Source organism: Planococcus chinensis (assembly GCF_042681545.1).
In the GTDB taxonomy this organism is placed as follows: domain Bacteria; phylum Bacillota; class Bacilli; order Bacillales_A; family Planococcaceae; genus Planococcus; species Planococcus chinensis.
This window is the reverse complement of the sequence record NZ_JBHUFW010000002.1, coordinates 108,297-132,093: the sequence shown is the minus strand read 5'-3', so window position 1 is coordinate 132,093 and position 23,797 is coordinate 108,297. Positions and strand designations below refer to the sequence as shown.

Sequence of the window (23,797 nt, the reverse complement as noted above, 5' to 3'; positions counted from 1 at the left end):
CGCTGTCCCGCAGGAAAGCTAATGACCGAAGAGAGTTCGGTCATTGGCTTTGCGACGAAGTGCGCAGCACTGCAACGGTTTTTCATGTCCCGAAGCTAGCGCAGCGATGCAGGGACAGGAGCAAAATGTTTGCACTCGCCACCTTCCGTTCCGGATCCTGAAGCCAGTGGCTTGTACTTAACGATTTGAAGTTGGATCTATTTCTCCTGTCTCTTCGATTAGATACAAGTGATGCTCTCGACCGGGCTTGTATTCATAAGAAGACTTTATTTACGGTCTGTACCACCTTCCAGAATGCTTTTCTTTCCAGTTTTCAACCTATGTTTGATTGAACATAATGGTCTTTCCCAAGTAACTCGATTGAACGGCTTTTATGTTCGCTGAAAAGGCCATTGCCCGGATCGATTGCGATGGCTTCTTCCATTGCCCGGACCGCTTCCTCGTGTTTTCCAAGGGAGCGGAGGCTGTTCGCTTTGTGGAACAGGAAATCCGGACGGTCCGGCAATCTGCTGAGCAGTTCGTCCATTGCGGCGACGGCTTCCGAATGCCTCCCAAGTTCACGAAAGTAGTTGGATTTATGATAAAGAAAAAAAGTGGATTGCGGATTTTCTTCGCTTCCCTGTTCTAAGGCTTCCAGCGCCTCTTCGGGCCGGTCCATCAGACGGAAACAATTTGCTAGGCAGAAGTGGAATTCACTTCCGGCGCCGGAAGCTTGCATCCCTTTCCGGTAAGCGGCGATGGCTCTTTCATAGCGTTTTTCCTCCTGCAGCATCAGCCCGGTCCAAAAATGGAGTGGCATTTCATCACCCGCTCCTTCAGCAAATGCCTTTTCGATGATTTTTAATGCCTCTTCATAGCGCCCTTCCTTATAGAGGGCAAGCAGCTCATTTTCCAGATACGCATTTTCTGTTCCCATATTTTCTAAGAGTCCGACGATTCGTTGCTGGCCAAGAAGACGGGCATGTTCAAGAGGGGACAACCCCTGACGGTCCTTAATGTGAATATCTGCACCCCCTTCAAGCAGAAGGCGGATCACCAAGCCATAAAGAAAACCGCCATCGCCGAGAATCACCGCTTCGTGCAAAGCCGTCCAACCGAGTCTATTGGCGTGGCATACCGGCACACCGGCCTTCACGCCGTACTGGACTGTTTTGGCATACCCCTTTTCGCTTGAAGGCAGCAGCGCCGTTCCGCCGAAGCGGTTGACGCTGGTGACGTCTGCTCCGTATTCTGCCATCCCTTTCAAAAGATGGGCATAGCCATGCGCTCCTGCGGCGATAAACGGGCTCAAACCGTTCCGGTCCTTGGCATCCGGATCGCTCCCTGCCAACAGGAGCATCTCCGCTGCCTCCAGGCGGTTGGACAGGACTGCAGCCATCAGCGCCGTTTGCCCGAATTCATTCTGGTAATGGACGTTGGCGCTTCGCCCCAGAAGTTCCCTTACTTTCTCCAGATCTCCCAAGGCGCTCGCCAGCACGAGAAAGTCATCGGCTACATGCGCTTCCATCTTACAAGCCTCCATAGACCTGACGGCCTTGGAACATGACGGCTTTCCGCTCCGGCGTCCGCGCGACCGCTTCGGCAGAACAGGATGCTTCCACAAAGACGAAATCGGCATCGTCGCCTATTTTTGGCCACAGCATTTCCCCTTCATCCGAAAGCGGCACGATTCCGCCCGTTGCGAATTTCAGCGAATTCGCCAATCCGCGTTCATCGCTTTTCCGGTAAAGTTCACTGTAACGTGAGACTTTTTCCAACAGATCTCCTGTTCCGTAGGGCGACCAGGAATCGTAGAATCCGTCACAGCCGAAGTGGACCTTCACGCCGCGCTGATCCAGCAGCTCGATCGGCGGCATCGTTTTGGTGATCGGCACAGTGGACATGATCGCCACGCCCGTTTCCGCCAGTTCAGCCGCAATTTTCTCCTGCTGGGCAATCGCCACTTCGCCGAGGCTGAACGCGTGGCTGACGGCGACCCGGTCCTGCCACCCTGCCTCTTTAGTCAGGCCAAGCAATTTTTCAACTGTGTAGAATCCGACATGCCCGCTGTCGTGCAGATGGATGTCCACATCGGCGTCGAATTCTGTCGCCATTTCCATCATGGCATCCAGTGATTTTTCAATATTCCGGTCGATGCCGGCAGGATCGAGCCCGCCGACCATTGTCGCACCCGAACGCATCGCTTCTTTCATCAGTTCCGGGACGCCGCCGTTCAGCAAGCCGTGCTGCGGAAAAGCGACGATATCATACGTCAATTGATCCTTATGGACTTCGAGGGCGGACCGTATGCCTTCCAAATTTTTCAGTCCGATATACGGGTCGATGTTGACATGCGTCCGGATGTGGGTTGCTCCTTTTGACTGGAGCAGCCCGATCATCGCCGAAGCCCGCTGTTCAGCCGTTTCGGCCAAATCATTCAATTCCGCCGCTTCAAGCTCCAGCCGCTGCTTCAGGTTAACGGCCGGCTGGCAGGCTTTCCAGTCGAGCGAAAGATACGTCTTATCCAAGTGGTTGTGCATTTCCTTGAATGAAGGCAGGGCCAGCAGCCCTTTGGCGTCCATGGTCTTTGCGCCCGCTTCCAAGGGTTCGCCAGCCGGCTGTATGCGACTGATTTTCCCGTCTTCGATCTTCAAATCGTAAAGTGCCGTGCGCGTCTCCACGGAACCGTTGCCGCCAGGCTCCAGCCCCGCTTCCAAAAATACGTTTTTCAGCCATACCGATGTCTTCATAAGAATTCCTCCCTTCTTTCTCTTCACTGCAGTTGAAGCAGCTTGTTTTGGATTTCGTTGCCGTTGAAAAACACCGCTTTGATGTCCGCTCTTCTTGCAATCGCCTCTGCTGTACAGCTCGCGTCAACAAGCATCATTGATGCCGCATCCCCGGCCATCGGCCAAACTCTCTGTCCGCTTTCATCAAGCGGCGTCACGCCGCCCGTTGCATATTTCAGCAAACGGTTCAGTGAAAATTCATCGATGGTTTTAAACCGCTCCGCCAGCACGCCCAGTTTCCGGATGGTGTTCCCTGTCCCGAAAGGCGACCAGTGGTCGGTGATGCTGTCATGTCCCAGTGAAACGCCGACGCCCGCCCGGTCGATTTCCGCTACCGGAATCGTCGGGCGGTTGATTGGAATGGTGGTCGTCACATCAATCCGTTGCTCCCGCAGTTCTGCAAGCATCGAGGACAAAGCGTCCCCCTCCAAATCGCCGAGCGCCATTGCATGGCTGATGGTCACGCGGCCCTGCATGCCAGCCTGTGCCGTGTAGTCGGCAAGCCGGCTGAATGTGAAGGCGCCGAGTGTATCGGGATCATGGAGGTGGAGGTCGATGCCTTTATCATGTTCCGCCGCGATATCGAAGACGGCCGACAGCGACCGCTCGATGTGGCGGTCGACCGTTGCCGGATCCACGCCGCCGACCAGCGTCGCCCCGTTCTTCATCGCTTCCCGCACCAGCCATACGGAATCGCTCCGCAACAGCCCGTGCTGGGGGAAAGCGACGATGTCATAAGTGATGGCATCTTTGTAGTTCTCCAGCGCCCGAACGGTCGCTTCCAGGTTTTTCAGTCCGATGACCGGATCGATGTTGCAGTGTGTGCGGATATGGGTGTGCCCATTGCGGATCAGCAGCTCAATCATGTTCTCCGCCCGCTCCTGGGCGGTCGGCAGCAGTTTCGGCAAGAGCGCTTTTTCTTCTTCAAGGCGTGTAAAGATCCCTTTGGTCAGCGGGGTGCAGGCTTTCCAAGGTCCGCTGTAATAGGTCTTGTCGATATGAATGTGCATTTCCCGCATCGAAGGCAGCAGGAGCGCGCCGCCTGCATCGTATTGCGCAAAAGCGCCTGTTGGCAATTCTTCAGAAATAGACTTGATTTTGCCGCCTTCGATTTCCAGATGCACGATTTCCGTTTCGGTTCCTGTGATGCGATTGCCGTCTTTCTTGAATCCTTTTTCCAGCCGGACATTGGTGATCCATCGGTTCTCCATGTTCTTCCCTCCAGTGAAAAACAGAAAAAGCACCAGGGGGCAGCACTTTTTCTGTTTTCGGTTTGTTATTCAGCTATTTCGACTTCATCGATCATCAAGTAGTTTGCTGCGTTCAGCCAGTAGCCGCTGACGCTTTTATTGTGTGCTGCGATGTGTTCGTAATTGCGGATCGGCACGTAGACCGCTTCATCAAGCTCGATCTGCGCAACTTCTTCATAAATCTCCAAGCGCTTGTTTTCATCCGTTTCTTCACGCGCCGCTTCGATCAGTTTGTCCGCTTCCGGATTGCTGTAATAGAACGAGTTGCCAGCCGGTCCGTGGGAGGCCGTATGGAAAAGGTTGTACTGGTTATAGTCGCCGTCTCCGGTTGCATTGCCCCAGCCGCTGATGTACATCTGATGTTCTCCGTTATTCGTCATTTCGATGAATGTTCCATATTCCACGACCTGGATTTCCACTTCGACGCCGATGCCTTTCAATTGCGACTGGATGACTTCCGCCATATTGATGCGTTCTTTCCGGTCGCTGGTCAGCAAGGAAATCTTCAGGTTTTCAGCGCCTGCCTCTTTCAGCAGTTTTTTCGCTTCGTTCAAATCGTACTCTGCCGGCTTGCTGTTTTCACTGTGGCCGAAGACTTTCGGGCTCATTGCCGAGTTGGCCAATGTTCCGACATTGTTATAGACGCCTGAGATGATCGATTCGCGTTCGATGGCGTGGCTGATCGCTTTGCGCACGCGTTCATCGTCAAGCGGTGCTTTTTGGGTGTTGAACCCGAGGAACTCCACTGCCAGCCCTTCCGTACGGGTAAGGGCCATGGTTTCAGAAGCTTCGATGCGCTCGATTTCGGTGACCGGCACCTGGTCATTGATGTGTGCCTCCCCGGTTTCGATCATTGCCAGCCTAGTGGCATCTTCCGGAACCACTTTAAAGACGACGCGGTCGATGGATGGCTTTTCGCCCCAGTATTCTTCATTTTTTGTCAAAGAGATTTCCTGTCCGCTCTTCCAGCTTTCAAAGACGAACGGTCCGGTACCCACCGGTTTTTCTTTCAGGGATTCCGGGTTTTCCGCTAATGCCTTGGGGCTGATGATGCTTCCTTCCTGGCTCGCCAGGATGGATAAAAGCGGTGCGTACGGGTATTCCAACAGCAATTGGACAGTTGTCGGATCGATCACTTTCACTTCTTTGATCATGGAGAACTTTTCGCGCTGCGGAGAAGCTGTTGCAGGATCCAGCAGACGGTCGAATGTCGCTTTGACCGCTTCTGCATCAAACGGCGCGCCGTCATGGAACGTGATGCCTTCGTTCAACTTGAATTCCCATGTCGTATCGTCAATCACTTTCCATTCTTTCGCGAGCGATGGCTGCAGGACGAAATCTTTGTCCGGCTTCACCAAGCCTTCATAGACTTTCTGGTAATTGATGTTTGCTGACGGGATGTCGGTGATGAAATGCGGATCCAAGTTGGTGGCATCCGAAAGCCGCACGACGTTCAGCGTCCCTCCTGTCGAATTTTCCTTGGCAGTTGCTTCTTTGTCGCCGGACTGTGCTGAGTTGGTGGAGCAGGCTGCCAAAAGCAGGCTGAACACCACCATGAATGCCAACGCAATGTGCTTAACGCTTTTTCTCTTCATAATGAATCCCTCTTTCTCCTTGTGATTTTTCTTGCGCTGCATATGGGCAGTGAAAATCTCTTTGGTGAGCTCATCCCTAATGATAAGAGAATAGACAGAAGATTATTTACACTATCTTTACAAATAATTTCACTATTTCGACTACTATGCCCAATTGCATTTACTTTCCTTGAGATTCTGATAATTTGAAATAAATCGCCCTGCAGCTTAAGGACTCGCAGACGCTTTTCGTTTCAAAAAAATAATCCGTTATGGAGGGGTATTATGGCAATCGAATTGAATAAGGAAAAACCGCTAATCGTCACCCAGACACTCGACCACCCGAAGCAATCGGTCTTCGGCAGCTTCTTCTCCGTTTTCCTTGAGAACAAAGCTGCAGTAGTAGGAGGCCTCATCATTCTCTTCTATATCTTTATCGCGGTTTTCGCACCTGTCCTTGCGCCCTACCATCCGCATGACATCAATCTGGAGAATAAACTCATGCCGCCGTCTACGGAACACTGGATGGGCACCGATGACAAAGGAAGAGATATCCTGAGCCGGATCCTCTACGGATCCAGATTATCGATGGGAGTCGGTTTTGCCGCCGTCATCTTCGGCGCTTTCTTCGGCATCACCCTCGGGTTGATTGCCGGCTATTACGGCAAATGGATCGATTCCATCATTATGCGGTGTATGGACGTCCTTCTGGCTTTCCCGGGAATCCTGCTTGCCCTTGCTATCGTCAGTGCGCTCGGGCCGAGCCTGATCAACGTGACAATTGCAGTTGGCGCATTTTCAGTCCCTTTGTTCGCCCGTATCGTCAGGGGATCGACGCTCGAAGTGAAGCAGCTGGAATACATCGATGCCATCCGTTCGCTCGGCGCAAAAGACGGCACCATCATTTTCAAGCACATCCTGCCGAATATCATGTCGCCGATCATTGTACAAGGCACCTTGCGGGTAGCCACTGCCATCCTGTCGGCGGCTGGCCTTTCCTTCCTTGGACTTGGCGCCCAGCCGCCTTCTTCCGAATGGGGCACGATGCTCAGCAGCGGACGCGATTTCCTGTTCTCGGCTCCGTACATCGCCATTTTCCCAGGGCTTGCCATCGCGTTTCTGGTCCTTGGATTCAATATCTTCGGCGACGGCTTGCGGGACGCTTTCGACCCGCGCATGAAAAAATAAACCAGGAAATTAAGAGGAGGTTTTACCATGCTAATGTTCATTCTCCGCCGGCTTGTCCAAACCGTCCCCGTCATCTTCGGGGTCACCATCGTCGTATTCATCATCATGCAGCTGGTTCCCGGCGATCCGGCCGTCCTGTTGGCAGGTGAAGGCGCAACAAAAGAAACGATCGAAGCGCTCCGGGTGCAGCTCGGGCTGAATCAGCCGCTTTACGTCCAATACGTGGAATATGTCTCCAACATCTTCAGAGGAGATTTCGGGACTTCGCTGAAGAACAACCAGCCCGTGCTGGATGAAATTCTGCTGCGCCTGCCAATCACGCTTGAATTGGCCATCTTCAGTACCATGATCACGATTGTCCTGGGCATGGCTGCCGGCATCATCTCGGCTGTAAAACCTTACTCGATCACCGATACCGTCGTTATGGTCATCGCCCTTCTCGGGATTTCCTTGCCAAGCTTCTGGTTCGGTTTGATGCTGATGTACGGATTCTCCGTCAAACTTCAGATTTTCCCGGTAGCAGGCTGGGACAGCATCGCCCACATTGTCTTGCCCGCCTTCACACTAGGTGCCGGCGGTGCAGCAATTGTCGCCCGCATGACCCGCTCCAGCATGCTCGAAGTCATCCGGCAGGACTATATCCGCACCGCACGGGCAAAAGGCGTGAAAGAACGCGTCATCGTTTACAAGCACGCTCTCCGCAATGCGCTGATCCCGGTCATTACCGTCGTTGGCCTCCAGTTCGGGGCGCTGCTCGGCGGTACGGTGCTCGTCGAATCGATCTTTGCCATCAACGGCCTGGGCCGCATGATCGTCGATTCAATCCGGATGCGCGATTTGCCGATGGTCCAAGGCGGCGTATTGGTCGCCTCCCTCGTCTTCGTAGCGGTCAACTTGCTGGTGGATATTCTGTACAGATTCTTCAATAAACGGATCGAACTAAACTAAAAGGCGGTGCTACTATGACTGGTCAAAACGAAACGATCTTGGAAGTCAAAGATCTGAAAACCTACTTCTATACAAAGCGCGGCGTCAGCAAGGCGGTCGATGGAATCGACTTCTCGCTTAGAAAAGGGGAAACGCTCGGCATTGTCGGCGAGTCCGGATGCGGCAAGAGCATCACGTCCCTGTCGATTCTGCGGCTCATTCCCACGCCGCCCGGAAAAATCGAAGGCGGCCAAGTGCTGTTCAAGGGCCGGGACCTCGTCTCGCTTCCGGACAACGAAATGCGCAAAATCCGCGGCAATGAAATCTCGATGATTTTCCAGGAGCCGATGACATCGCTGAACCCCGTCATCCCGGTAGGCGAACAAATCGCCGAAGCGATCCGCCTCCACCAGAAAATGAACAAAAAAGAAGCACGCGCCAAAGCGGTCGACATGCTGAAACTGGTCGGCATCCCGTCCCCTGAGAAACGGGCGAAGCAGGAACCGTTCCAATTGAGCGGGGGCATGCGCCAGCGCGTCATGATTGCGATGGCTCTTTCGTGCAATCCGGAAGTGCTGATTGCCGACGAGCCGACCACTGCATTGGATGTGACCATCCAGGCCCAGATCCTGGAGCTGATCAAGGACCTTCAGGCGAAACTCGGCATGGGCGTCATCATGATCACCCACGACCTTGGCGTCGTCGCTGAAACCTGCAATACGGTAGCCGTCATGTACGCCGGGAATATTGTCGAACACGCACCAACACAAAATTTATTCGATGAGCCGAAGCATCCGTATACGCGCGGGCTGCTGGCTTCCCTGCCGAAAATCAATGAAGACAAAGAAGAGCTGTACACCATCGAAGGCAGCGTGCCGAGTTCGTACAGCATGCCCCAGGGATGCCGTTTCGCATCCCGCTGCCCGTTCGCCGAATCGGTCTGCCTGCAGAAACAGCCGGAACTCCTGGAACAGCCGGACGGCTCGAAAGTCCGCTGCTGGATGTATTCAGATCAATGGACCGGCGCCAAACCACAGGAGGAGGTATTCAGCTGATGAAGACACTCGAAGAAAAAAAGATCCTTTTGGAAGTCTCAAACTTAAAGCAATACTTCTCCGTAAAGAAAGATTCCATTTTCCAGCCCAAAGCCTATGTCAAAGCCGTCGACGACATTTCCTTTGTCGTCAATGAAGGCGAAACCCTCAGCATCGTCGGCGAATCCGGCTGCGGAAAATCGACGACCGGGCGCGCAATCTTAAGGCTCGACGACCCGACTGATGGGAAAGTGTTTTATGCCGGAAAGAACATCGTTGATCTGTCGAAAAAAGAAATGCGGGAACTGAGGGGCGACCTGCAAGTCATTTTCCAGGATCCATTCGCTTCCTTGAATCCGCGGCAGACGATCAAGCAGATTCTCGGAGAAGCGATGACCATCCAGAAATCCGTCGCAAAACCGCTGCAGCGGGACCGGATGATCGAATTGCTGAACCTCGTCGGCCTGCCGGGCGAAGCCCTGGACCGTTACCCCCACGAGTTCAGCGGCGGGCAGCGGCAGCGCATCGGGATCGCCCGGGCGCTCGCAGTTGATCCGAAACTGATCATTTGCGACGAAGCGGTTTCAGCGCTCGATGTTTCCATACAGGCCCAGATCCTGAATTTGTTGAAAAAACTGCAGAAGCAGTTCCAGCTGACGTTCCTGTTCATTTCCCACGACTTGAGTGTGGTCCGCTATATTTCCGACCGTGTCATGGTGATGTACCTCGGGAAAATCGTGGAGATCTCGGACAAAAAGGACCTGTTCGATGCGCCGATGCATCCGTATACGAAAGCTTTGCTGTCGTCGATCCCGGTGCCGAACCCTTCCGTGAAAAATGAGCGGATCCTGTTGAAAGGCGATGTGCCGTCTCCGATCAATCCGCCGAGCGGCTGCCGCTTCCATACGCGCTGCCCATTTGCTACGGAACGGTGCAAAACGGAAGAGCCGGCCCTGCGCGAGCTGCGCGAAAACCATTTTGTCAGCTGCCATTACGCCGAGGACTTGTTCAGTCCGGAGCCCTTGCTTCCCCCTACAACAAAATAAAGTAATATAACTATTGAGCATTTCTGCTTTTCGGGTTAGCTTTAGGTTACAGCGCCCCCGGAACTGGAGTGCTCTCCTTTCATTCATCCGCCCCATATCCAAAAAGCAAGGAGCAGTGCATGAGATGCTGACAATCGAAGCTTTTTCCCTATACATCATGATATGTGTCCTTGCCCCGCTGATCGGCGCTTTTACATTGCTGTTCCTGTTTGTGTTTGAAAAGCGCATCGATTTGATCGAGAAGGAAAAAAACGAAATCGCGCTGGAAAACGAACTGCAGAAAGCCCGGTACAATCAGCTGAACCAGGAAATACAGCCGCATTTCTTTTTCAATACGATGAACTCGATTCTGAGCCTGGCCCGCCTGGAACGGAAGCAGGAATTGATCCATTCCATCGAAACGTTCTCAAAGCTTCTTAAGCATAAATACAAGACCAATACGACGTTCATCACCATCGAAGAGGAATTGTCCTATGTTCTTTCCTATTTGGAAATCCAGAAAATCCGCTTCCGCGACCGGCTTGAGTACCAGATCACGGCTGAACCCGATGTCCAGCAGGCTATCACGCTGCCTTTTCTGATCCAGACGCTCGTTGAAAATGCCTTTAAGCATTCATTCGAGAAAAAAGCCGGAAAAGCCGAGCTTGCCATCCACATCGAAGCGGAGGGCCCGGCACTCCGCATCACCGTCACCAACAGCTTGCCCAACGAAGGCGAGTCGGATTCAGCTGACGGCGGCATCGGCCTTTCCAATATATCGAAAAGGCTCGACCTGCTGTTTCCGGATGAAGAAAAATCCGTCGGCATCTCCCATTCTCCGCATCGCACCAAAGTGGAAGTCGTGTTTCCGCTTGTTTACAAATCTGACCTGAAGGAGTGAGCTTTCGCCGTGAATATTCTGCTTGTCGATGACGAACCGCTGGAATTGGAACAAATGGAGTATTTGATCAACAAGAATTTTCCCATGTGGGAAGTCCACAAAGCACAGGACGCTTCGCAAGCAATGAAAATCCTGAATCAGGTGGACATCTTTCTGGCGTTTTTGGATATCCAGCTGCCAGGCAAGACCGGCCTTGAGCTGGCCAAGGAAATGAAAGCCATCTCCAAAGCCGATATCGTCATGGTCACCGCTTTCCAGAATTTCGAATATGCCCATGCGGCCATTAAAGTGGGCGTTGTGGATTACATCACCAAACCCGTGATCGAAGAGGATCTGGTGAAAGTGCTCAACAATTATTCGCAGCTGATCCGCTATTCCAACCAGATCCAGCAGTCCCTGAAGCTGATTCACCAAAATTACGAGGAGAAGATCACGCTCAATTACCTGGCTTCGAAGATCCATATCAATCCGGCTTATTTAAGCCGTAAATTCCAGGAAGAAGTGGGCGTCGGGTTTTCCGAATACGTCAATCATTACCGGCTGATGATGGCCAAGAAAATGCTGACCGATAAACCTGAGGCAAGCATCGGGGAAATTTCCGAGAAATGCGGGTTCAACAGCCAGCATTACTTCAGCCAGATGTTCCGGAAAGAGACCGGATTGTCCCCGCGGGAATATCGGCTGAAGGAGATCGGCCAGTGAAGAAGAAGAGCTTTGATTTCTATATCCAAGGTGCTGTGCAGCTGGGAATCGCCTTCGGGGTGGTCAGCGTCCTTGCCCGCTGGATCACCGGGAATACGATTCTTTCCTCTCCGGAAACGCTTATCCGCTATGGCTTGATCGGCGGCATCGGCTATGCGTTCATGGGAGGGCTCGCGCTCGTCCTTTTCGGCTTTATCGCCCGCAAAATCGCCTATGCCTTTGCTGGCCGGATGACAATCGGCGATGTGCTGAAAGAGAAGCTGAGTCCGTTCGGCTACTGGTATATGATGACGCTGCTGCTGATCATGGGCGTATATTCGCTCTTTATCCAGGTGATGGGCGCCGGGCTGCTGCTGTATATGCTGTTCCCGATCCCGCTCGCCATCGGCATGGTGTTCTTCCTTGCCCTCTTGTACTTGGTTGGCGGCATCGGCGGCCTATACCGCATCCATCAGCTGGCGGGAATTAGCGTCATTCTGATTTTCGGCACGATCATTCTCATCCCGGTCTATTCATATATGCAGCAAGGGGTAACGGTCATTTTCGAAGGCATCCAACTGTACCATCCTTACCTGCTGTTTACGAAAAACCAGGAATCCCTGTGGTTCATCTTTACAGGGTTGCTTGTGTTTTCCGGGCAGATGCTGACGGATCGGGCGACATGGCAGCGTGTGTTCATCATCAAAAAAGAAAAGGTCAAAATGGCGTTCGTGCTGACCGGCATGATCTGGTTCACGATTCCAATCGCCATCACCTCTCTCTTTTTGCTGGCCATTTCCGGGCGCACGTTTGAAAACACCTATTCGCTCATTTTCGAATTGGTCAGCATCCTGGAATCGAACGCATTGATTTTTGTGTTCATCCTTTTCTGCTTCGCAGCGGTCCTGTCAGCCGCCAGTTCGGAATTGCATTCGCTGAATTCCCTTTTCATCCGCAACGTCGCCGGTGAATTCCGCGAATTGTCGACCCAACAGCAGTTCAAGTACAAGAATGTTTTCTCGCTCGGGCTGATTGCCCTCCTGTTTTTGGCTGCCCTTCTTCTGACGCCTTACCCGCTGCAATTGCTGTTCTTTTTCGGCAATATATACAGTTCCATGATTTTCGCTATCCTTTATATCGTCTTCAGCAAAGGCCGGGAGACGCTTGCGCCGGTCCTGTCGTCGTTTGTCGGAATCGCGTCCGGGTTCGCCTCTTATCCGTTCACAACGTACTTCGAATCCGTTTGGGTCAGCTTTCTGCTTTCCGGCATTGTCTGCGGGATTTTCATCATCAAAAAAGCTGTCCGAAACCGATTTCGCAACAGCCTGAAATTGGAGGATCCGCCGCATGACACAAAATAACGTTTTTCCTAAAAATCCCCCTTCCATCAACCTGGATCTGCTCCCGACCAAACCGGAAAACCGGACGTGGAGTTTCAGCCATTACTTTTCGGTATGGATGGGATCGGTCCATAACATCCCTTCCTACGTCACGATCGGTGGATTTTTTGCGCTCGGCCTGTCCACCGGCCAGGTTTTCGCAGTCATTGCGTGTGCAGCCCTGCTGGTCGCCATCCTGCTCGTCCTGAACGGCCATGCCGGCAATAAATACGGCATCCCGTTCTCCATCCTGCTGCGTGCCAGCTACGGCGGCAAAGGGGCCATCCTTCCCGGCTTTTTCCGCGGCATCGTGGCGGGCATCATGTGGTTCGGCCTCCAGACCTATGCCGGAAGCATTGCTGTCTCCATCTTTATCGGCACGTTTTTCCCCGGCTTTCTGACACTGGGCGGCAATTTTGATTTTTTAGGCCTGAGTTTACCCAGCCTGCTTTCGTTCGGGCTTTTCTGGCTCATCAACATCCTCTTTATCTTCGCTGACGTCAATACGCTCGGGAAATTGACGAAAACGGTAACGGTCCTTGTGTTTGTCGTGTTCGGCGGAATGTCCCTCTGGTCTATCCAGTTGGCGGGCGGCATCGCCCCGATTCTCGCGTTCGAACCTGCGGGCAGCAGGAATGTCAGCCTGTTTTTATTGATTTCCTGCGTATCCGCAATTGTCGCCACATGGGTGGCACCGATTTTGAGCGTTTCGGATATCACCCGCTATTCGCGTTCGGACCGCGCCCATTCGGCCGGCCAGTTCGCCGGGATTGCGGCCACCTATCTGCTGTTCGCGCTTGCCAGCATCTCGATCATCATCGGTTCTGAAATCGCTTTTGGCGTACCGGTCTGGAACGTGCTCGAAGTGGTCGATAAATTCGATAGCGTCTTCGCTGTCATCCTTTCTCTGACGACGCTGGCACTTGCCACTTTGTCCGTGAATATCGTCGGGAACGTCATCCCAGCGGCAAATCAATTGACTTCCTTGTTCCCGGATAAACTGAATTTCAAAAAAAGCGCCGTTGCCGTCGCCCTCATCGGGGTCGTGCTGCTGCCCTGGAAGCTTATGGAGAACGCCACAAGCATTTTCGCATTCCTTAACCTGGTCGGGGCGCTGTTGAGTCCGGTAATCGGCGTGATGCTGATCCATTATTATTTCATCTCCAAAAAAAGGATCGATCTGGACACGGTATATGGCCTCCCCGGAAAGCAGCCGGCTGCCCCTTTCCAGCTCCCGGCTCTGCTCGCCACTGTCCTGGCAGGCGGATTGAGCCTGCTCGGCAGCCGCATTGCTGCACTTGAAGTGTTCTATACAATGTCCTCGCTTCTGGGAATCGCCGTTTCTGCCGTTCTGTATATCAGTTTCTATTGGGTCCAAACCGTTTTTATCCAAAAACAGCTCAAATAAAAAAGAGAGAATGGGGCTGCCATTCTCTCTTTTTAGGCTGTCGAGAAACCTTCGTTAGATAAGTTAATCAAAGAAATAAACTTCTTATTCCGCTTCGGCCGCTTTGGGCATGGCTTTCGCCATGAGCCGGGAAAAGCACCCGTCTCACAGCTTCGCCTAGCCCGTGGACGCGTCGGCGCTGGAAAGTCTCTATATTAGCGAGATTCATGTTATGAATCTCGCTAATCAAAATTCTCTTTGAAATGGAGTAAAACAGTGGAGAAAACCGTGCTGTTTGCCGAATATCGATTCAATAATCAAAAGAAAGACGTTTAATATCTTTCTCTCTTTTCTTTATTTCAATTCGCCTGCGACGATTGTTCCTTTATGGAAAACCGCCTTCCGCTGCGCGCGCCTGGCGACCGTTTCAGCAGTACATGTCGCATCGACCAGCACGAAATTGGCTCGGTCTCCTTCCACCGGCCACACCTGCTCGCCGTCCTTCGTCAGCGGCGTCAGGCCATCCGTGATAAACCGAAGTGATTGCGAAAGCGACAATTCATCGGTCCAGCGGCTCATCTCGACCAATCTTCCGAGCCGCTCCAGCACATCCCCGTTCCCCGTCGGCCACCAGGAATCAAAGATATTGTCATTGCCAAGCGCTACGTTGACGCCGACTTCATCCAGCAAGGCGACAGGCGGCACATTCCGCCCGACCGGCAAGCTCGAGATGATCGATACGCCTGCTTCCTTTAATAGCTGCGCCACCTCTTTTGCTTCCTGCGGCGATACGTCCCCCAGCCCGAATGCATGGCTGACCGCCACTTTCCCTTGCCATCCCGCATCTTCTGTCAGAGCTGCCAGCCGCTTCATGGTGAAGGTGCCGAGATGTCCCGGGTCGTGCAGGTGCAAGTCGATCCCCGCTCCGCCTTCGACCGCGATGTCCATCAGTTCGACGAGCGACGCTTCGATGTTCAGATCAACCGTTGCCGGGTCGACTGCTCCGACAAGGCCAGCGCCGTTTCGCACCGCTTCTCTCAACAGGGCGGGCGTGTTGCCGCGGAGCAGGCCGTGCTGGGCGAACGCCACGATTTCTGAATCCACTTTATGCGTGTAATTTGCCAGCGCCGACTGGACGCCTTCAAGATTCCGCAGTCCGGCCTCCGGATAAATGTCGACATGGGTCCTGACGGCAGTCGATCCATGGGACAGCAGGACATCCAGCAGATTTTCCGCCCTTTTTTCCGTAGGGGTGCCGATTTGGGACAGGATATTTTTTTCGATGGTGCTCCTTTCGATGACGGATTTTGCCGGGACGCATGCGCGCCACGGCTCGCCCATATACGTTTTATCCAGATGGACATGCTTTTCTGCAAAAGGCGGCAAAGCGAGCAGCCCATTGCCTTCCACCGTTTCCACTTCTTGTGCAAGCGGCTTTTCCGCATCCATGATTTCCGTGATGAACCCGTCGCTGATTTTCAGATGGACGGTCTTTGTCTCTGTTGCAAGGACCCGTCCATCTTCTCTGATGTAGCCTGTTTCCAATAAAATATTCTTCAATATATACATCTTCATGCCTCCCGTTTCTCCGCTTTGCCTTCATTATACAAAACAAAAGGGGTACCCTTTCGGATATCCCTTTCATTCAGATCATTTGATGGATACGTTGTTGATATCCAGGTAGCCGGATGGGCTGATGGCGAAGCCGCTGACGTCTTTGGACATCGCCGCTACGTTCTCGATCACGCGCACCGGGATATAAACAGCTTCTTCCATTTGAATTTCCTGTGCTTTGGCATACAATTCGATGCGTTTTTCCGAATCCGATTCTACTCGTGCTTCTTCGATCAGCTTGTCCACTTCGGGATTGCTGTAGAAGGAGGTATTGCCGCTGCCGCCTTTTGAGCTTGAATGCATGAGGTTGTACTGGTTGTAATCCGCATCCCCCGTTGCATTCCGCCAGCTGATGATGAACATTTCCGTATTCCCTGAGCTTGTCGTATCAACAAACGTTCCGTATTCCATCACTTCAATGTTCACTTTGATACCGATGCCTTTCAGCTGGGACTGGACCACTTCCGCCAAGCTGATCCGTTCTTTGCTGTCCATCGTCGTCAATTTGATTTCAAGGCCGTCCGGATAGCCGGCTTCGGCGAGCAGCCGTTTGGCTTCTTCCAAATTGTATTCATAAGTTTTCAGCCCTTCGTGGTAGCCGAAAACTTTAGAGCCCAACAGCGAATTCGCTTCCCCCCCAATATTGTTGTAGACGCCTTTTCGGATGGCATCCATCTGGATTGCATGCGATACCGCTTTTCTGACTCTGACATCATTGAACGGCTCTTTTTCGACGTTAAACGTGATGTATTCCGTTCCGAAACCTTCGCTTTGATAAACTTCGGAATTCTGTGAAGCGTTGACCGCATCAAATTGGGAGATGGACAGCGGCTCGGCAATATGGGCTTCACCCGTTTCAACCATCGACGTGCGCGTCGTTTCCTCCGGCACCACTTTGAATTCCACTTTCCCTACTTTTGCCGGTGTTCCCCAGTAGCTTTCGTTTTTCACCAAAACAATCTCTTGTCCAGGCGTCCAGGATTCAAAAACAAACGGCCCGGTGCCATTCGGTTCCTGGATCACTTCCGCGCCGAACTCTTCGATTGTTTTCGGATTGATAATGCCCCCTTCGTGGCTGGCCAAAATCGAGAGGAGCGGCGAATAAGGCTGGGATAATAGGAATTGGACCGTATAGTCATCGATGACTTTCACTTCATCCACCATTGCCAAGACTCCGGCCCGCGGCGATCCGACTTCCGGATCCAATAAACGGTCGAATGTCGCTTTCACCGCTTCGGCAGTGAAATCCGTTCCGTCATGGAAGGTGACGTCCTGGCGCAGCTTGAATTCCCAAGTCGTGTCATCCAGCTGTTCCCAGCTTTCTGCCAAAAGCGGCTGCAGTTCCGCATTTTTGTCACGGCCGACCAGGCCTTCGTAAATTTTTCCGTGCGTGACACTTGCTGCGTTGATGGTCGACATGAACTGGTGATCCAAGTTTTCTGCATCTGACAGCCTGGCGATAATCAGCGTATCTTCCGCACCTGCGGCTTTTGCTTCACCGTCTTCTGTCGATGCCGCTTTTTCTCCGGTTGAACAGCCTGCCATAAACATGATGATCAATGCCAGAACAAGTCCATTTCTTATCCGTATCAATTTCCCCACATTGCTTCCCCCTCGAGTTTCGATTTTTTTGCTGGCTTTATTATAAAAAATATTCTGATAATTAAGTTTCACTTTCTTTACTTACTTTTACATAATCTTTACGTGAATCATTTTCGAGCGCATCGACCAGCGGGAAGGATGAATTGAACAGCACTTGCTCCGGCAATTTCTGGTAATCCCTTTCAAGGTATGCACGTTTCATCTTTTCAAAATAGCCTTGTCCTTTGCGCTGAATTTCCTTCAGATCGACGTTTGGAATCTGCTGGTCCCGCATGACGATCCTTCCATTGATGATGGACAGTTTAACGTCCCTGCCGGAACCGCTCATGATCATGGTGCGGATCGGGTCATCGGTTGTTCCCATATGATAGCCGTCCAAATCCACGGCGATGATGTCCGCTTTTGCCCCTGGCGCCAATCGGCCCAGATCGTCCCTTCCCAAAAACTTGGCGCCGCCAAGCGTTGCAGCCCGGAAGAAATCGGCGAATGTGGAATCTTCCACCTTTTTTTCATGCAAGCGGGAAATCATGCTTCCGGTACGAATGTTCTGGAACATATCGGGAGGGAACGTATCGGTTCCGATGGCCAAGTTGACGCCGGACCGTTTGTATTTCGCAAATGACTCCAAACCGCCCGAATGCCTTCCCATGATGAGCGGGCAATGGATGACAGTCGTTTCTGTGTCCGCCAATATGCCGATGTCATCGCCTTCCCCTGCCTTCGCTTCACTGTAGCCGGCGATGAAATGCGCGTGCGGAATTCCGGTTTTCGGTCCCAAAAATCCTAACTTGCCTAAAAACTGAATCGGCGTCACGCCATGTTTATCGACAATCGTGTGATATTCGAAGCTTCCCTGCGCAGCATGGAGCTTGATCGGCACATCCAATTGCTCGCTATAGGTTTTTGTCTGCTTCAAGCTTTCCTCCGTCTGGCATTCCACGCGCTCCGGCGCGAGCATTCCTTTGATAAGGCCATCGTACGCACCGTCAAATTCCTCTATGAACTGAACGGCTCGCTCCAGCCCTTTTCTGCCCGCTTCTTCATCCCATACCAACCGGATTTCGCCATCCGGCTGAACGGCACGCATTCCGGATTGGTAGCTCGGCCCCAAATACGTTCTGAGCCCCAGCGTTCCTGCATGGTGGGCTGCTGCCGCCAATTCTTCATAGGTTTCTGCCCACTTCTTATAGAAGACAGACGTGATCGGCATGGCAGTCGTAATGCCGTTTAAGATCAATTGTGTATAGGCGTACAGCGATTTGAACGCCTCTTCTTCAGCCGTCATGGCTTCATGCGGCCCATGATCCATATACTCCTGCGACCATAATAGATTTTTCGACTTTTCTGCATCCGCTTCAATATGGAGGATGTCATGGTCAATGTCTCCCAATGCATTCAAATCAATGAATCCCGGGCTTAGCACAGCGTTGCCGCAGTCAATCGTTTCATCCACTTGCCCTGCGTACGCTTTTCCGACATACAGGATGGAATCCCCTTCGTAGACAACTTCCGCATCCTTCAAGAGAACGTGATCCCCTCCGTCATACCCCACAACATAGCTGCTTTTCAGTTTCGTTTTCATTGCCCTTCCTCCTCGGTGATCGTAAATTGGTAATCCGTTTCATCAAATCGTTTCTCGTCAACATATGCCCGGGTATGCCCCCAGAAATAATCGGTAGGCGCCATGTACTTTTCCAAGCCGGCGCGTTCAATGGTTTCAAGCGCCACCGCATTCGCTTCTTCGATAATGCGGTTTTCGTCCACTGCCGCTGCCTTTCTTTCTTTCATTAAAACTTTCCCATCGACAATGACGTGACTGACATCCCCTCCGACCGCCTGGTGGACCAGGCGATGGACGTGCATGGTTTCCGGGGTCAGGTGCGCCTGCTTCATGTTTACCGTGATAAGATCCGCCTTTTTCCCAACTTCAATCGAACCGAGTTCATCGTCCCAGCCGACGCATTTGGCCGCATCAATGGTGACCATTTCCAATAGCTTCCCCGGCGGCAAATAATGCTCATCCCGCATGGCGGCCTGGTGGATCAGCTGGGTTTTCCGCATCGCTTGGAACAAGTCGAAACTCGTCGATGGAGAAGTTCCGTCCGTCGAAATGGCAACAGTCGCCCCAAGTTCGATCAATTCCACTATCGGCGTTCTCGCGCTGATTTGGGTGACGCTTGGGCTGGTGCTGACATTCGTCCCGGTATCGGCGAGAATCCTTGCTTCATCAAATGAAATGCCGCGGCAATGCTGCAAGTGGACATCGGGTCCAAGCAAGGCATAGTCTTTGTCCTGGACCGCCATATGGATCATTCCTCCAAAGGCATCCGAGTGGATCCGCGTTTCGTGCTTTCTGGCAATCTCCCGGATTTTCCGCGCTTGGTAGCGGTCGTGATCAGTCAGCTGATGCAGCCTCGAAGGCGGCGTAGGCCCCGAACCTTCAATGGACGTGACAATGACAAATGGCGTAATGAACGCCCTCGTCCGGTCGCCGTTCGCATGATGCAGCGCTTCAATGACCGCTTCCGCCCCTTTCAGGACATCCTCGTATTCCACTTCTTTCGTCATTCTCCTGCCGTCTTTCCAGCGACTGTAAAGCTTTGGCCAGACGGGATTTGCCGGACCGGTGCAGACGATCTCGCGGATGCCGACCTCGTTATAAGCCTTTGCATGATTCAACGCGAAAATGGGGTCGTCTGATCTCGGCGTAGAGCCTATTACGGAAACGCCTGTAGTAATGCCGGCTTTCAGCCGTTCAAGCGCAGAGATCTTCCCTTCGTAATACCAGAAGTCATCCGTAACGTAATGGTTGTATGTATTGGTCATGACCGGCATCCATTGCTCCAGGTTCTCCATAGCAATCGTTTTGAACATGGAATGCCCCCCGTGTCCATGGACATCGATCAGACCAGGCAATACGCAATGATGGCTGCAGTCAATTGTCTGTTGCGCTTCGTATTTCTCCATCAATTCCGCAGAGCTTCCCACTTCCAAAATTCTGCTTTCATGGACCGCTACTGCTCCCCCGTAGATGATCCGGCGGCTGGAATCCATCGTAATTACCGTTCCATGCACCATAAGCAAATCAATCATCGTTTCCCTCCTCTTCAGTCGCTGTATGCCTGTGTTGATTATTTAGTATAGAGATTGGGCTAAAATATTAATTGCGCAAATAATACAACTTTTTAAACTATTTATACCTTTTTTCGGATTCATCTCTTTTCAACACAAAAAAGGCCTTCCATTAAGGAAGGCCTGCTGATTTGAATTGGTCGTACCGGTATTGAATATGGAATGCAGCGGCCATACGTGCAGCGGCTCGCGTATCCGGCACCGCCGCGTTTCTGTAACCGCTGCATTTCTCTTTCTATACCCGATTTTTGCATTCGAAACCTTTTTGGTTCAAGAAATTTACACCACGGGGTATAATAAGGGGGCTTGATGCTTTTTGATGAATTTTAATGGAATTATACGGCGGTTCGTTGGTTTTTTGGCCATTTCCATTCTTTTCAGCCAAAATCCCCGTTTTATGACAAAGGTCTTAAGACCCGTTCCTGTTGCTCAAATTCGACACAAATAGAAAATTTTTAATAGTGTTCACCAAATGCGGTTGACTTTCTCAATTGCGTCCCTATAATTGAGACTGAGAACAGTTTTCAATTACATAGCAAAGGGAGAATCAGTGATGAAAAAACTTTTTTATCTATTAATAGCATTCGTGCTTCTAATCTTGACGGCTTGCGGAAGCGATACGGCATCCGAACCGGCTGCTACAGAAACTCCGGAAGAATCAACTGAAAGCAAAGAAGTCAATCTCTACACGGCACGCCACTACGACGTGGACGATGAACTATACAAGAAATTCGAAGAAGAAACCGGCATCAAAGTGAACCTCATCAAAGGCGAAGCAGACGAACTGCTTGAACGCATCAAGCGCGAAGGAGACGGCACGGAAGCCGACTTGTTCCTGACTGCTGACGCCGGACGCCTGTTCCGTGCAAAAGATGACGGTTTGCTGCAGGCCGTTTCAAGTGAAACGCTGGACAAACAGATTCCGGAAAACTACCGTGATACCGACCAGATGTGGTACGGTTTGACGAAACGTGCACGCGTCCTTGTCTATAACAAAGAAACGGTGAAACCTGAAGAATTGTCAACTTACGAAGCGTTAACGGAAGACCAATGGAATGGCCGCGTGTTGATCCGAAGCTCTGAGAACGTCTATAACCAGTCGCTGCTTGCGTCATTCATCGAAATCGATGGCGAGGAAAAAGCGAAGGAATGGGCTGCCGGCCTTGTGAAGAACTTTGCCCGCGACCCTGAAGGCGGAGACCGCGACCAGGCGAAAGCAATTGCTGCCGGTGTCGGCGATGTCGCTGTCATGAACAGCTATTATTTCGGCCAGATGCTGAATTCCGAAGATCCTGCAGAAGTGGAAGTGGCTGAAGGGCTTGGCCTGTTCTTCCCGAACCAGGAAACAACTGGAACACACGTCAATGTCAGCGGTGCCGGCGTTGTCAAATCAGCGAAAAACAAAGAAAATGCCATCAAATTGCTTGAATTCCTTTCTGCACCTGAAGCTCAGGGAACATTCGCAGAAGCCAACTATGAATATCCGGTAAACGGAGAAGTTGAACCTTCCGAGTTGCTGAAATCATGGGGCGAATTCAAGGAACAGGATATTCCGTTGTCCACTCTTGGAGAGCACAATGCGAAATCGATCTTGATCTTCAATGAAGTCGGCTGGAAATAAACCATAAACAATAAGCAATCCCCTTGCTGCAGCTTTTTGCGGCAAGGGATTTCTTGCGATTGGAAGGGAGGAACAAAGACATGCAAAGAAGAATGGCGAACATCAATATTTGGACAATCGGCGCCCTCGTCATTATTGCCGCACTGTTCTTGCCGAATCTGACGATTGTATCGGGCTTGTTCACTCCCTCCAATGAAAACTGGGAGCACATGAAGGAATTCGTTCTGGCTTCATTTATCAAGAACTCCTTGATCCTCGTCACGGCGACCGCGGCTTCGACGATTTTTATCGGGCTGAGCCTCGCCTGGCTGATCGCCCAGTACGAGTTCCCTTTCCGGCGGTTTTTGAAATGGGCGTTGATCCTGCCCCTCTCCATCCCGCCGTTTATCGGCGCTTATACGTACCACGGCATCGTCAATTACACCGGCGTGGTGCAGACAACGCTGCGGGAGCGTTTCGGGATGGCGCTGGATCCGGCGTTCTTTGACATCATGAACTTGCCGGGCGCTATTTTCATCTATACGGTGTTCCTGTACCCTTACGTCTATACCATTACGCAGGTTTTTCTGTCGCAGCAATCCGCTTCCCTGATCGAAAGCACCCGGCTCCTCGGCAAAGGCCCGTGGCGCACGTTCTTCCAGGTGGTGGTTCCGATATCCCGGATTTCGATCATCGCCGGCGCCAGCCTGGTGGTCCTCGAAGTGCTGAACGATTACGGCGTGGTGAAATACTACGGCATCCAGACATTCACAACGGCGATCTTCCAGACCTGGTTCGGTTTGGGCGACATCGAATCGTCAATCAAGCTCGCCGCATCACTGATGGGCTTTGTCATCATCATCCTGCTGATTGAGAAGGTGCTGCGCGGCAGACGCCAGTACAGCTATTCGACCACGAAGGTCCGGCCTTTGCCGCTGATCCGGCTGAAAGGCTGGAAAGCATTCGCCGCTACCGGCTATGGCTTGACGGTCTTGTCGCTCGGGTTCTTCATCCCGATCATCCAGTTGATCGACTGGACGATCCTGACATTCGGCACCATTCCGGCAGATGAGTTTCTCTCCTATATCAGGAACTCCGTCTTTGTGGCCGGATTCAGCGCCGCCGCGATCATCGTCTTTGCGTTGATCGTCGGCAATTTCGCCCGCATGGTCCGTGGACGGGCTGCGAAGCTCTTGCCGAAGCTGACCGTGCTCGGCTATTCGATTCCCGGTGCAGTCATCGCGGTTGCGGTCGTCACAGCCTTCATCGCTTTGGACGGGTTCCTGGCGCCGCTCTACCGAATGGCCGGGCTCGATACGACGCTCGTCCTCAGCGTCAGCATCGTCCTTCTCATGTCGGCGTACATCATCCGGTTTTTCGCTATCGGCTACAGTTCCATTGAGACCGGCTACGACAAGATCGGCACCAACTTCCGGGATGCTTCCCGCCTGCTCGGTGCCGGCCTGACGAAAACCTTCTTTAAAGTGGACATGCCGATGATGAAAGGCGCCATCGCCAGCGGCTTCATCCTGGTGTTTATCGATGTGCTGAAGGAAATCCCGCTGACGTTGATCCTGCGCCCATTCAATTTCGATACGCTTTCCACGAAAGCATTCCAATACGCCAGCGATGAAAAGATCATGGAGGCTTCCCAGTCTTCACTCTTGATCGTCGGCATCAGCGCGTTAGCCATTATCGTATTCTATAAGTTTCTGGAAAAGGAGTCGGATTAATC

At 52.2% G+C, this 23,797-nt stretch carries 18 protein-coding genes; 10 read left to right on the top strand and 8 right to left on the bottom strand.

The window, feature by feature from the left end; all coding sequences use genetic code 11:
- Nucleotides 1-313: 313 nt before the first annotated feature.
- The 4 genes from ACFSDB_RS00690 to ACFSDB_RS00675 all read right to left on the bottom strand — a co-directional run bounded on the left by ACFSDB_RS00690 (nt 314) and on the right by ACFSDB_RS00675 (nt 5,613).
- Nucleotides 314-1,507, bottom strand: a complete 1,194-nt coding sequence (locus tag ACFSDB_RS00690; RefSeq protein ID WP_204891559.1) for a tetratricopeptide repeat protein — start codon at nt 1,505-1,507, stop codon at nt 314-316.
- A gap of 1 nt (nt 1,508) precedes the next feature.
- Complete coding sequence (locus ACFSDB_RS00685; protein WP_204891560.1) at nt 1,509-2,729, bottom strand: amidohydrolase family protein; 1,221 nt, start codon at nt 2,727-2,729, stop codon at nt 1,509-1,511.
- A 23-nt stretch (nt 2,730-2,752) separates the two neighbouring features.
- Nucleotides 2,753-3,979 (bottom strand): amidohydrolase family protein, encoded by a 1,227-nt coding sequence (locus tag ACFSDB_RS00680; protein ID WP_204891561.1) that lies wholly within the window; start codon nt 3,977-3,979, stop codon nt 2,753-2,755.
- A 65-nt stretch (nt 3,980-4,044) separates the two neighbouring features.
- The gene (locus ACFSDB_RS00675) at nt 4,045-5,613 is read right to left on the bottom strand and encodes a glutathione ABC transporter substrate-binding protein (RefSeq protein ID WP_204891562.1); all 1,569 of its coding nucleotides are present in this window, start codon (nt 5,611-5,613) and stop codon (nt 4,045-4,047) included.
- 264 nt (nt 5,614-5,877) lie between these two features.
- On the opposite strand from ACFSDB_RS00675, the gene ACFSDB_RS00670 reads away from it, so the two are divergent.
- From ACFSDB_RS00670 to ACFSDB_RS00635, 8 genes are all read left to right on the top strand, one after another.
- On the top strand, nt 5,878-6,780 hold the full coding sequence (locus ACFSDB_RS00670; RefSeq protein ID WP_204891563.1) for an ABC transporter permease: 903 nt from the start codon (nt 5,878-5,880) through the stop codon (nt 6,778-6,780).
- Between the two features lie 27 nt (nt 6,781-6,807).
- A complete protein-coding gene (gene nikB, locus ACFSDB_RS00665) occupies nt 6,808-7,728 on the top strand; it encodes a nickel ABC transporter permease (protein ID WP_204891564.1) in 921 nt (306 codons plus the stop codon).
- 14 nt (nt 7,729-7,742) lie between these two features.
- A complete protein-coding gene (locus ACFSDB_RS00660) occupies nt 7,743-8,762 on the top strand; it encodes an ABC transporter ATP-binding protein (protein WP_204891565.1) in 1,020 nt (339 codons plus the stop codon).
- Entirely contained in the window at nt 8,762-9,787 is a 1,026-nt protein-coding gene (locus ACFSDB_RS00655; protein ID WP_204891566.1) for an ABC transporter ATP-binding protein, read from the top strand. The genes ACFSDB_RS00660 and ACFSDB_RS00655 overlap by 1 nt, the downstream gene beginning before the upstream one ends.
- Nucleotides 9,788-9,911: 124 nt before the next feature.
- Entirely contained in the window at nt 9,912-10,667 is a 756-nt protein-coding gene (locus tag ACFSDB_RS00650; RefSeq protein ID WP_204891567.1) for a sensor histidine kinase, read from the top strand.
- A gap of 9 nt (nt 10,668-10,676) precedes the next feature.
- Nucleotides 10,677-11,369 carry a response regulator gene (locus ACFSDB_RS00645; protein ID WP_204891568.1) on the top strand — a complete coding sequence of 231 codons (693 nt, stop codon included), beginning with the start codon at nt 10,677-10,679 and terminating at the stop codon, nt 11,367-11,369.
- On the top strand, nt 11,366-12,709 hold the full coding sequence (locus ACFSDB_RS00640) for a sodium:solute symporter family transporter (RefSeq protein WP_204891569.1): 1,344 nt from the start codon (nt 11,366-11,368) through the stop codon (nt 12,707-12,709). Before ACFSDB_RS00645 ends, ACFSDB_RS00640 begins: the two co-directional genes overlap by 4 nt.
- Nucleotides 12,696-14,135, top strand: coding sequence for a cytosine permease (locus ACFSDB_RS00635; protein ID WP_204891570.1), 1,440 nt, complete (start codon nt 12,696-12,698; stop codon nt 14,133-14,135). Before ACFSDB_RS00640 ends, ACFSDB_RS00635 begins: the two co-directional genes overlap by 14 nt.
- Before the next feature lie 333 nt (nt 14,136-14,468).
- Here the strand turns inward: ACFSDB_RS00635 and ACFSDB_RS00630 are convergent, their stop codons facing one another.
- From ACFSDB_RS00630 to ACFSDB_RS00615, 4 genes are all read right to left on the bottom strand, one after another.
- Nucleotides 14,469-15,683 carry an amidohydrolase gene (locus ACFSDB_RS00630; protein ID WP_377338750.1) on the bottom strand — a complete coding sequence of 405 codons (1,215 nt, stop codon included), beginning with the start codon at nt 15,681-15,683 and terminating at the stop codon, nt 14,469-14,471.
- 81 nt (nt 15,684-15,764) lie between these two features.
- Nucleotides 15,765-17,279 carry a glutathione ABC transporter substrate-binding protein gene (locus ACFSDB_RS00625; protein WP_204891706.1) on the bottom strand — a complete coding sequence of 505 codons (1,515 nt, stop codon included), beginning with the start codon at nt 17,277-17,279 and terminating at the stop codon, nt 15,765-15,767.
- Nucleotides 17,280-17,391: 112 nt separating this feature from the next.
- Entirely contained in the window at nt 17,392-18,912 is a 1,521-nt protein-coding gene (locus ACFSDB_RS00620) for an amidohydrolase family protein (RefSeq protein WP_204891572.1), read from the bottom strand.
- Nucleotides 18,909-20,423 (bottom strand): amidohydrolase family protein, encoded by a 1,515-nt coding sequence (locus ACFSDB_RS00615; protein ID WP_204891573.1) that lies wholly within the window; start codon nt 20,421-20,423, stop codon nt 18,909-18,911. Before ACFSDB_RS00615 ends, ACFSDB_RS00620 begins: the two co-directional genes overlap by 4 nt.
- Nucleotides 20,424-21,015: 592 nt before the next feature.
- Between ACFSDB_RS00615 and ACFSDB_RS00610 the strand changes: the two genes are divergently transcribed.
- Together ACFSDB_RS00610 and ACFSDB_RS00605 are read left to right on the top strand one after the other, a co-directional pair.
- Nucleotides 21,016-22,083, top strand: coding sequence for a Fe(3+) ABC transporter substrate-binding protein (locus ACFSDB_RS00610; RefSeq protein WP_204891574.1), 1,068 nt, complete (start codon nt 21,016-21,018; stop codon nt 22,081-22,083).
- 80 nt (nt 22,084-22,163) lie between these two features.
- On the top strand, nt 22,164-23,795 hold the full coding sequence (locus tag ACFSDB_RS00605; protein ID WP_204891575.1) for an ABC transporter permease: 1,632 nt from the start codon (nt 22,164-22,166) through the stop codon (nt 23,793-23,795).
- Nucleotides 23,796-23,797 lie beyond the last annotated feature (2 nt).

Excerpts from the sequence above, each read along its gene's own strand:
- ACFSDB_RS00690 (WP_204891559.1), bottom strand. The coding sequence starts at position 1,507 with ATGGAAGCGCATGTAGCCGATGACTTTCTCGTGCTGGCGAGCGCCTTG.
- ACFSDB_RS00685 (WP_204891560.1), bottom strand. The coding sequence starts at position 2,729 with ATGAAGACATCGGTATGGCTGAAAAACGTATTTTTGGAAGCGGGGCTG.
- ACFSDB_RS00680 (WP_204891561.1), bottom strand. The coding sequence starts at position 3,979 with ATGGAGAACCGATGGATCACCAATGTCCGGCTGGAAAAAGGATTCAAG.
- ACFSDB_RS00675 (WP_204891562.1), bottom strand. The coding sequence starts at position 5,613 with ATGAAGAGAAAAAGCGTTAAGCACATTGCGTTGGCATTCATGGTGGTG.
- ACFSDB_RS00670 (WP_204891563.1), top strand. The coding sequence starts at position 5,878 with ATGGCAATCGAATTGAATAAGGAAAAACCGCTAATCGTCACCCAGACA.
- nikB (WP_204891564.1), top strand. The coding sequence starts at position 6,808 with ATGCTAATGTTCATTCTCCGCCGGCTTGTCCAAACCGTCCCCGTCATC.
- ACFSDB_RS00660 (WP_204891565.1), top strand. The coding sequence starts at position 7,743 with ATGACTGGTCAAAACGAAACGATCTTGGAAGTCAAAGATCTGAAAACC.
- ACFSDB_RS00655 (WP_204891566.1), top strand. The coding sequence starts at position 8,762 with ATGAAGACACTCGAAGAAAAAAAGATCCTTTTGGAAGTCTCAAACTTA.
- ACFSDB_RS00650 (WP_204891567.1), top strand. The coding sequence starts at position 9,912 with ATGCTGACAATCGAAGCTTTTTCCCTATACATCATGATATGTGTCCTT.
- ACFSDB_RS00635 (WP_204891570.1), top strand. The coding sequence starts at position 12,696 with ATGACACAAAATAACGTTTTTCCTAAAAATCCCCCTTCCATCAACCTG.
- ACFSDB_RS00630 (WP_377338750.1), bottom strand. The coding sequence starts at position 15,683 with ATGTATATATTGAAGAATATTTTATTGGAAACAGGCTACATCAGAGAA.
- ACFSDB_RS00625 (WP_204891706.1), bottom strand. The coding sequence starts at position 17,279 with ATGTTTATGGCAGGCTGTTCAACCGGAGAAAAAGCGGCATCGACAGAA.
- ACFSDB_RS00620 (WP_204891572.1), bottom strand. The coding sequence starts at position 18,912 with ATGAAAACGAAACTGAAAAGCAGCTATGTTGTGGGGTATGACGGAGGG.
- ACFSDB_RS00615 (WP_204891573.1), bottom strand. The coding sequence starts at position 20,423 with ATGATTGATTTGCTTATGGTGCATGGAACGGTAATTACGATGGATTCC.
- ACFSDB_RS00610 (WP_204891574.1), top strand. The coding sequence starts at position 21,016 with ATGAAAAAACTTTTTTATCTATTAATAGCATTCGTGCTTCTAATCTTG.
- ACFSDB_RS00605 (WP_204891575.1), top strand. The coding sequence starts at position 22,164 with ATGCAAAGAAGAATGGCGAACATCAATATTTGGACAATCGGCGCCCTC.